The organism is Planosporangium spinosum, from assembly GCF_049999945.1.
In the GTDB taxonomy this organism is placed as follows: Bacteria; Actinomycetota; Actinomycetes; order Mycobacteriales; family Micromonosporaceae; genus Planosporangium; species Planosporangium spinosum.
This window is the reverse complement of the sequence record NZ_JBLYUB010000050.1, coordinates 21,251-27,483: the sequence shown is the minus strand read 5'-3', so window position 1 is coordinate 27,483 and position 6,233 is coordinate 21,251. Positions and strand designations below refer to the sequence as shown.

4 protein-coding genes are annotated in these 6,233 nt (G+C 71.4%); 3 read left to right on the top strand and 1 reads right to left on the bottom strand.

Annotated elements, in window-relative coordinates:
* Nucleotides 1–392: 392 nt before the first annotated feature.
* The gene (locus tag ACNTMW_RS33640) at nt 393–1,499 is read right to left on the bottom strand and encodes a hypothetical protein (RefSeq protein ID WP_426638102.1); all 1,107 of its coding nucleotides are present in this window, start codon (nt 1,497–1,499) and stop codon (nt 393–395) included.
* Nucleotides 1,500–1,817: 318 nt separating this feature from the next.
* Here ACNTMW_RS33640 and ACNTMW_RS33635 point away from each other — a divergent pair, with 318 nt between their 5' ends.
* From ACNTMW_RS33635 to ACNTMW_RS33625, 3 genes are all read left to right on the top strand, one after another.
* Nucleotides 1,818–4,472 (top strand): valine--tRNA ligase, encoded by a 2,655-nt coding sequence (locus tag ACNTMW_RS33635; protein WP_426638106.1) that lies wholly within the window; start codon nt 1,818–1,820, stop codon nt 4,470–4,472.
* A gap of 115 nt (nt 4,473–4,587) precedes the next feature.
* Entirely contained in the window at nt 4,588–5,862 is a 1,275-nt protein-coding gene (locus ACNTMW_RS33630; RefSeq protein WP_426638105.1) for a bifunctional folylpolyglutamate synthase/dihydrofolate synthase, read from the top strand.
* Nucleotides 5,859–6,218 carry a DUF4233 domain-containing protein gene (locus tag ACNTMW_RS33625; RefSeq protein WP_426638101.1) on the top strand — a complete coding sequence of 120 codons (360 nt, stop codon included), beginning with the start codon at nt 5,859–5,861 and terminating at the stop codon, nt 6,216–6,218. Before ACNTMW_RS33630 ends, ACNTMW_RS33625 begins: the two co-directional genes overlap by 4 nt.
* Nucleotides 6,219–6,233 lie beyond the last annotated feature (15 nt).

The window sequence follows — 6,233 nt, the reverse complement described above, 5'->3', positions numbered from 1 at the left end:
GGTGTGGGAGAGTAGGACGCCGCCGGACATCTTCGGAGTCGAGGCCCACCCGTCCGGGTGGGCCTCGACCCGTATCCGGCCCCGGTTACCCCGGCCCCGGGGCGCATTGTCGCGGACCCCCGGCCCGCTTTTCCGCGGGCCCGCGGGCACGTCCCCGGACCCGGACCCGGACCCGGGTGACCGCCGCGGCGCGGCCGCCCCACGAACCGCAATGTCGCGAACATTGCGGCCTCGGGCGCGTGGCTAGCCGCAATGTCCGCGACATTGCGCGGATCTCGGCGCGGAGGACGGCGCGGAGGACGGCCGGGTCGTCACTCGGTGTACGGCGTCAGGTGAGGAGGCTCGGTCCTCGGCAGACAACCGGATCGGGTGCCGGCCGAAGCGGTGAGGAATCAGCGCTTCGGCTGCATCGCTTTACGCATCGTCTGGAGCAGCTCTGCGGACTGTTCGATCGGACGGTTCGGGAACATCGCGACCCCGAGACTGTGGTCGTCGGCCCACCCGCACACGGCCATCGGGTCACCGTCGGTCTTGGTGGAGCCGCATTTCATCACACCGCCCGGGGTACCGGCCGGTACGGCCTGGACGCCTTCGACGCCTCCGGTGTCATCGCTGATGAGCTGGAACGTCTTGGTGAGGGCGTTCTCCGGTGACGAAATCCGACCGGTACCGCCGACGAACAGCACCGAGCGGGACTGGCCAGCCTCGTCGGCGTACACCGCGCCGGTGCTCTTGTCGAGGGCGACGCCGGTCTGCACGGCGGTGCGCAGGTAGTCGATGGTGTCGTGGGCGCCCGGGCTGTCATCGAGGGCGAGCCCGGCCACCCGGGGCGGCATGGTGAGGACACTGTCGTCCTCTCGCGCCCTGTCCCAGGCGAGGGGGCCGAGCACCGCGGCGAGGAGCACGACGACGGTGGCCCCGCCGATCAGGGCGAGGGTACGGGGCTTCAGCCGACGCCGGTCTTCGTCGCCGCCCGCCGGGGTGGCGGGCTCGACCTCGTCGGCCGGTCCGTGTCCGGCTGCCGTGGAGTCTGCGTCGGTCGCCGGCTCGACGTCACCGCCCTCCTCGGGCTCGTCCACAACCGGAAGCTCGCCCGCGGGCCCGGCGCCGTCGGCGGCCTCACCGTCAGCGTCGGTGGCGTCGACGTCGACGCGGTCCCCATCCTCGGGATCGTCCCCGTCCTCGGGATCGTCCCCGTCCTCGGGATCGTCCCCGGCGTCGAGGCCGTCCCCGGCGTCGCCGTCGTCCACGGGTGCGGCGCTGTCGGACCCGACGGCCTCCTCGACACCGTCCCCGTCCCCGGCCTCGGTACGGTCGCCGAGCGCGGGAAGGCCGGATTCGGGGTCGCTTCCGGCGGCGGTCGCCGAGGATCCCTCGCCGACCGCCGGGCCGTCCTCGGCGGTCGCACCCGTTGCGGAGGACTGAGCGGAAGCGTCGCTCGTCGGTGTCGCAGGCTGCTCGTCATCCGAGACAGCGGTGGTCCGTTCGTACTCGCTCATCGCACATCCTGCCGAGGGTTCCGGGCGGCGCTCAGACGTCCGTCGTTTTCCGGCCCAGTCAGGGTAGCTGCCCAAACGGCTGGAGATCGGTCAGGGCCGAGGTATCCCGGCAACATCTCGGTGACTATTTGTGCGGCGCCACCGTCCCGTCCGGTCCTCGGACGGGACGGTGGTAGCGACCCGACGGCCGGAGCGGGGCAGAGGTACTGGCGAGCGTGGCCGTCGCGGCCGGCGCCGTAGACTCGCTACGTGACCGAAACCGTGCAGACGACCGCACACAGCGCCCCCGACAGTTCCCGGCAGCAGCAGGCCACGGCCCTGCCGGCTCAGTACGCTCCTGCCCAGGTAGAGCAGCGGCTGTACGAGCAGTGGGTAGACGCGGGTCTGTTCCGGGCGGACGCCGGCAGCGACAGGCCGCCGTTCTGCATCGTCATCCCGCCGCCGAACGTGACCGGTTCGCTGCACATCGGCCACGCCCTCGACCACACGATCCAGGACGCCCTGATCCGGCGTAAGCGGATGCAGGGGTACGAGGCGCTGTGGCTGCCCGGCATGGACCACGCCGGTATCGCGACCCAGAACGTCGTCGAGCGCCAACTCGCCGCCCAGGGACTGTCCCGGCACGACCTGGGTCGCGACAAGTTCATCGAGCGGGTCTGGCAGTGGAAGGCCGAGTCCGGCGGCAAGATCCTGGGCCAGATGCGCCGGCTGGGCGACTCGGTCGACTGGACGCGCGAGCGTTTCACGATGGACGACGGCCTGTCCCGGGCCGTGGTCACCATCTTCAAGCGGCTGTTCGACGACGGCCTGATCTACCGGGCCGAGCGCATCATCAACTGGTGCCCGCGCTGCCTGACGGCGCTGAGTGACATCGAGGTCGAGCACTCCGACGACGAGGGCGAGCTGATCTCGATCCGGTACAGCGACGAGGTCGTGGTCGCCACCACCCGGGCGGAGACGATGCTCGGCGACACCGCGGTCGCCGTGCACCCCGACGACGAGCGGTACCAGCACCTGATCGGTACGGAGGTGGACCTTCCGCTGACCGGCCGGCGCATCCCGATCGTCGCGGACGCGCACGTCGACCCGACCTTCGGTACCGGCATGGTCAAGGTGACGCCGGCGCACGACCCGAACGACTTCGAGATCGGCCAGCGGCACGGCCTGCCGAACCTCACGATCATGGACGAGCGCGGCGTGATCACCGCGCATGGTCCGTTCGAGGGGCTGGACCGGTACGAGGCCCGCCCGGCGATCGTCGACGCCCTCCGTGAGGAGGGCCGGATCGTCGCGGAGAAGCGGCCGTACGTGCACGCGGTGGGGCACTGTTCCCGTTGCCGCACGACGGTCGAACCCCGGCTGTCGCTGCAGTGGTTCGTGAAGACCGAGCCGCTGGCGCGGGCCGCGGGTGACGCCGTGCGTGACGGCCGGGTGAGCATCGAGCCGCCGGAGCTGGCGAAGCGGTACTTCGCCTGGGTCGACAACATGCACGACTGGTGCATCTCCCGCCAGCTGTGGTGGGGACACCGCATCCCGGTGTGGTACGGGCCGAACGGCGAGATCGTCTGTGTCGGTCCCGACGAGGCGCCGCCCGGTACCGAGGAGCAGGGCTGGCGCCAGGACGAGGACGTGCTCGACACCTGGTTCTCCAGTGGGCTGTGGCCGTTCTCCACGCTCGGCTGGCCGGAGCGGACCGCCGACCTGGCGAAGTTCTACCCGACCAGTGTCCTGGTGACCGGGTACGACATCCTGTTCTTCTGGGTGGCCCGGATGATGATGTTCGGGCTGTACGCGACGAACGGGCAGCAGCCGTTCAACGTCGTCGCGCTGCACGGCATGGTCCGGGACCAGCACGGCAAGAAGATGTCGAAGTCGTTCGGCAACGTCGTCGACCCGCTGGACTGGATTGACCGGTTCGGTGCCGACGCGACCCGTTTCACGCTGGCCAGGGGCGCCAACCCGGGTTCGGACGTGCCGGTCAGCGAGGAGTGGTGCCAGGGCTCCCGCAACTTCTGCAACAAGCTGTGGAACGCCACCCGGTACGCGCTGCTGAGCGGCGCGACCGTGGAGGGCGACCTGCCGCCGGCGGCCGAGCTGACCGCCGTGGACCGGTGGGTCCTGTCCCGGCTGCAGCACGTCACGGCCCAGGTCGACGAGTATTTCGACGCGTACGAGTTCGCCAAGGTCTGCGACACGCTCTACCACTTCGCCTGGGACGACGTCTGCGACTGGTACCTGGAGCTGACCAAGCCGATCCTGAACTCCGGCGACGAGCAGGCCGCGGCGCGGACGCGACGCGTACTCGGTCATGTTCTCGACCGGGTGCTGCGGCTGCTGCATCCGGTGATCCCGTTTGTGACCGAGGAGCTGTGGACCGCGCTGACGGCACCCGCCCCGGCCGCCGCCGTCGAGGTGCCGGCCCCGGGCGTCGGGCCACTCACCGTGACCGAGCCCGCCGGCACGTACTCGATCATGGTGTCGGCCTGGCCGGTTGCCGACCCGGCGTACGTCGACGACGCGGCCGAGGGGGAGCTTGCCGCCCTGCAGCGGGTCGTCACCGAGGTCCGCCGGTTCCGCTCCGACCAGGGGCTCAAGCCGGGCCAGCGGGTCAGTGCCCGGCTGACCGGGCTCGGCGTGCTGGCCGTCCACGAGCCGTTGATCCGCTCGCTGGCGCGCCTCGACGCCGCCGGAGACGACTTCACCGCGACCGCGACGCTGGCCGTCGGCGGGGGAGTCGGCGTCGAGCTGGACACCCGTGGCTCGATCGACGTCGCCGCCGAACGTGCCCGGCTGGAGAAGGACCGGGCGGCCGCGGAGAAGGAGGCGGCGCAGTGCCGCGCCAAGCTCGACAACCCGGCATTCGTCGGCAAGGCGCCGGAGCAGGTCGTCGGAAAGATCCGCGATCGGCTGGCGGCGGCCGAGGCGGAGCTCGACCGCATCGGCCGGCAACTCGACCTGCTCCCGGCGGTGTGACGTGGGTACCGACCGCGTCACGGGTGCCGGACGCGACGTGAGCGCCGACCGCGTCACGGACGCGGAGCGGTTCGCGCGGGCCGAGCGGGAGCTGGAGGAGCGCGGGTACACCCGCATGGTCTTCGACCTCGGGCGCGTCCAGGGGCTGCTGGAGGCGCTGGGCGACCCGCAGAAGGCGTACCCGTCGATCCACCTCACCGGTACCAACGGCAAGACGTCGACGGCCCGGATGATCGACGCGCTGCTGCGCGCCCACGGCCTGCGGACCGGGCGGTACACCAGTCCGCACCTGAAGACGGTCCGCGAGCGGATCACCCTCGAGGCGGAGCCGATCAGCGAGGAGCGCTTCGCCGACGTGTACGACGAGGTCGAGCCGGTCGCGGCGCTGCTGGACGGGCAGACCGGCGGGGAGAGCCTGACCTACTTCGACATGACCACCGCGATGGCGTTCGCCGCCTTCGCCGACGCCCCGGTCGACGTGGCCGTCGTCGAGGTCGGCCTCGGCGGTGTCGACGACTCGACCAATGTCATCCAGGCCGGCGTCTGCGTGATCACGCCGATCGGGCTCGACCACCAGGAGTGGCTCGGCGACACCATCGAAGACATCGCGCTGGCCAAGGTCGGCATCGTCCACAAGGGCGCCACGCTGGTCTGCGCGGCCCAGCCGGATGAGGCGATGCGCCCGATCCTGGAGCACTGCGCCGAGGTCGACGCCACGATCGCGCGGGAGGGCAGCGAGTTCGGGGTGCTCCAGCGGTCGCTCGCCGTCGGTGGGCAGGTGCTCACCCTCCAGGGGCTGTCCGGGGTGTACGACGAGGTGTACCTGCCGCTGCACGGCGCGCACCAGGCGCAGAACGCCGCCGTGGCCCTCGCCGCGGTGGAAGCGTTCCTCGGTGCCGGGGCACAGAAGTCGCTCGATCCCGAGACCGTACGGGCCGGGTTCGCCGCCGTCACCTCGCCGGGCCGGCTGGAACGGGTCCGCACGTCGCCGACGATCCTGCTCGACGCCGCGCACAACCCGCACGGCATGGCCGCCACGGTGCAGGCGCTCAGCGAGGAGTTCGACTTCCGGCGGCTGGTCGCCGTGGTCGGCACGCTGAGCGACAAGGACGCGCACGGCATCCTGGAACTGCTCGAGCCGGTGGTCGACGCGATCGTCGTCACACGTAACACGTCGCCGCGCGCGATGTCGGCGGCGAGTCTCGGCGCGATCGCCACCGAGATCTTCGGGGAGGAGAGGGTACAGGTGGAGCCCGACCTGCCGGACGCGATCGAAGCGGCCGTCACGCTGGCCGAGGAGGACCTCGACGCGGAACTGAGCGGCGTCGGTGTGCTCATCACCGGCTCGGTGATCACCGTGGCCGACGCGCGCGGGTTGCTGAAGCGATGAGCGAGTCGCAGCCGGGTCTCCGTAACCCCGCGTCCGCGGTTCGCGGCGCCGGCGCGGGCGCGCTCGTCACCGAGGCGATCGTCCTGCTGCTCGCCATTGCCCCGCTGGCGAAGGTGGCCGGGGTGGACAAGGGCGTTGCCATCGGGCTGGTCGTCGGTCTGGCCGTGGTCGCCGCTCTCCTCGCCGGGCTGCTCAACCGGCCCTGGGCGTGGTGGGCCGGCCTGGTCATCCCGGCCGGCCTGCTCGTCGGCGGCCTGCTGCACTGGTCGCTGGCCGTCCTCGGCGTCGTGTTCGGCCTGCTGTGGGGGTACATGATCAACGTGCGGCGTACGGTGTTCGCCAACCGGCCCTCCTGAGCGGCCCCGGCCGCC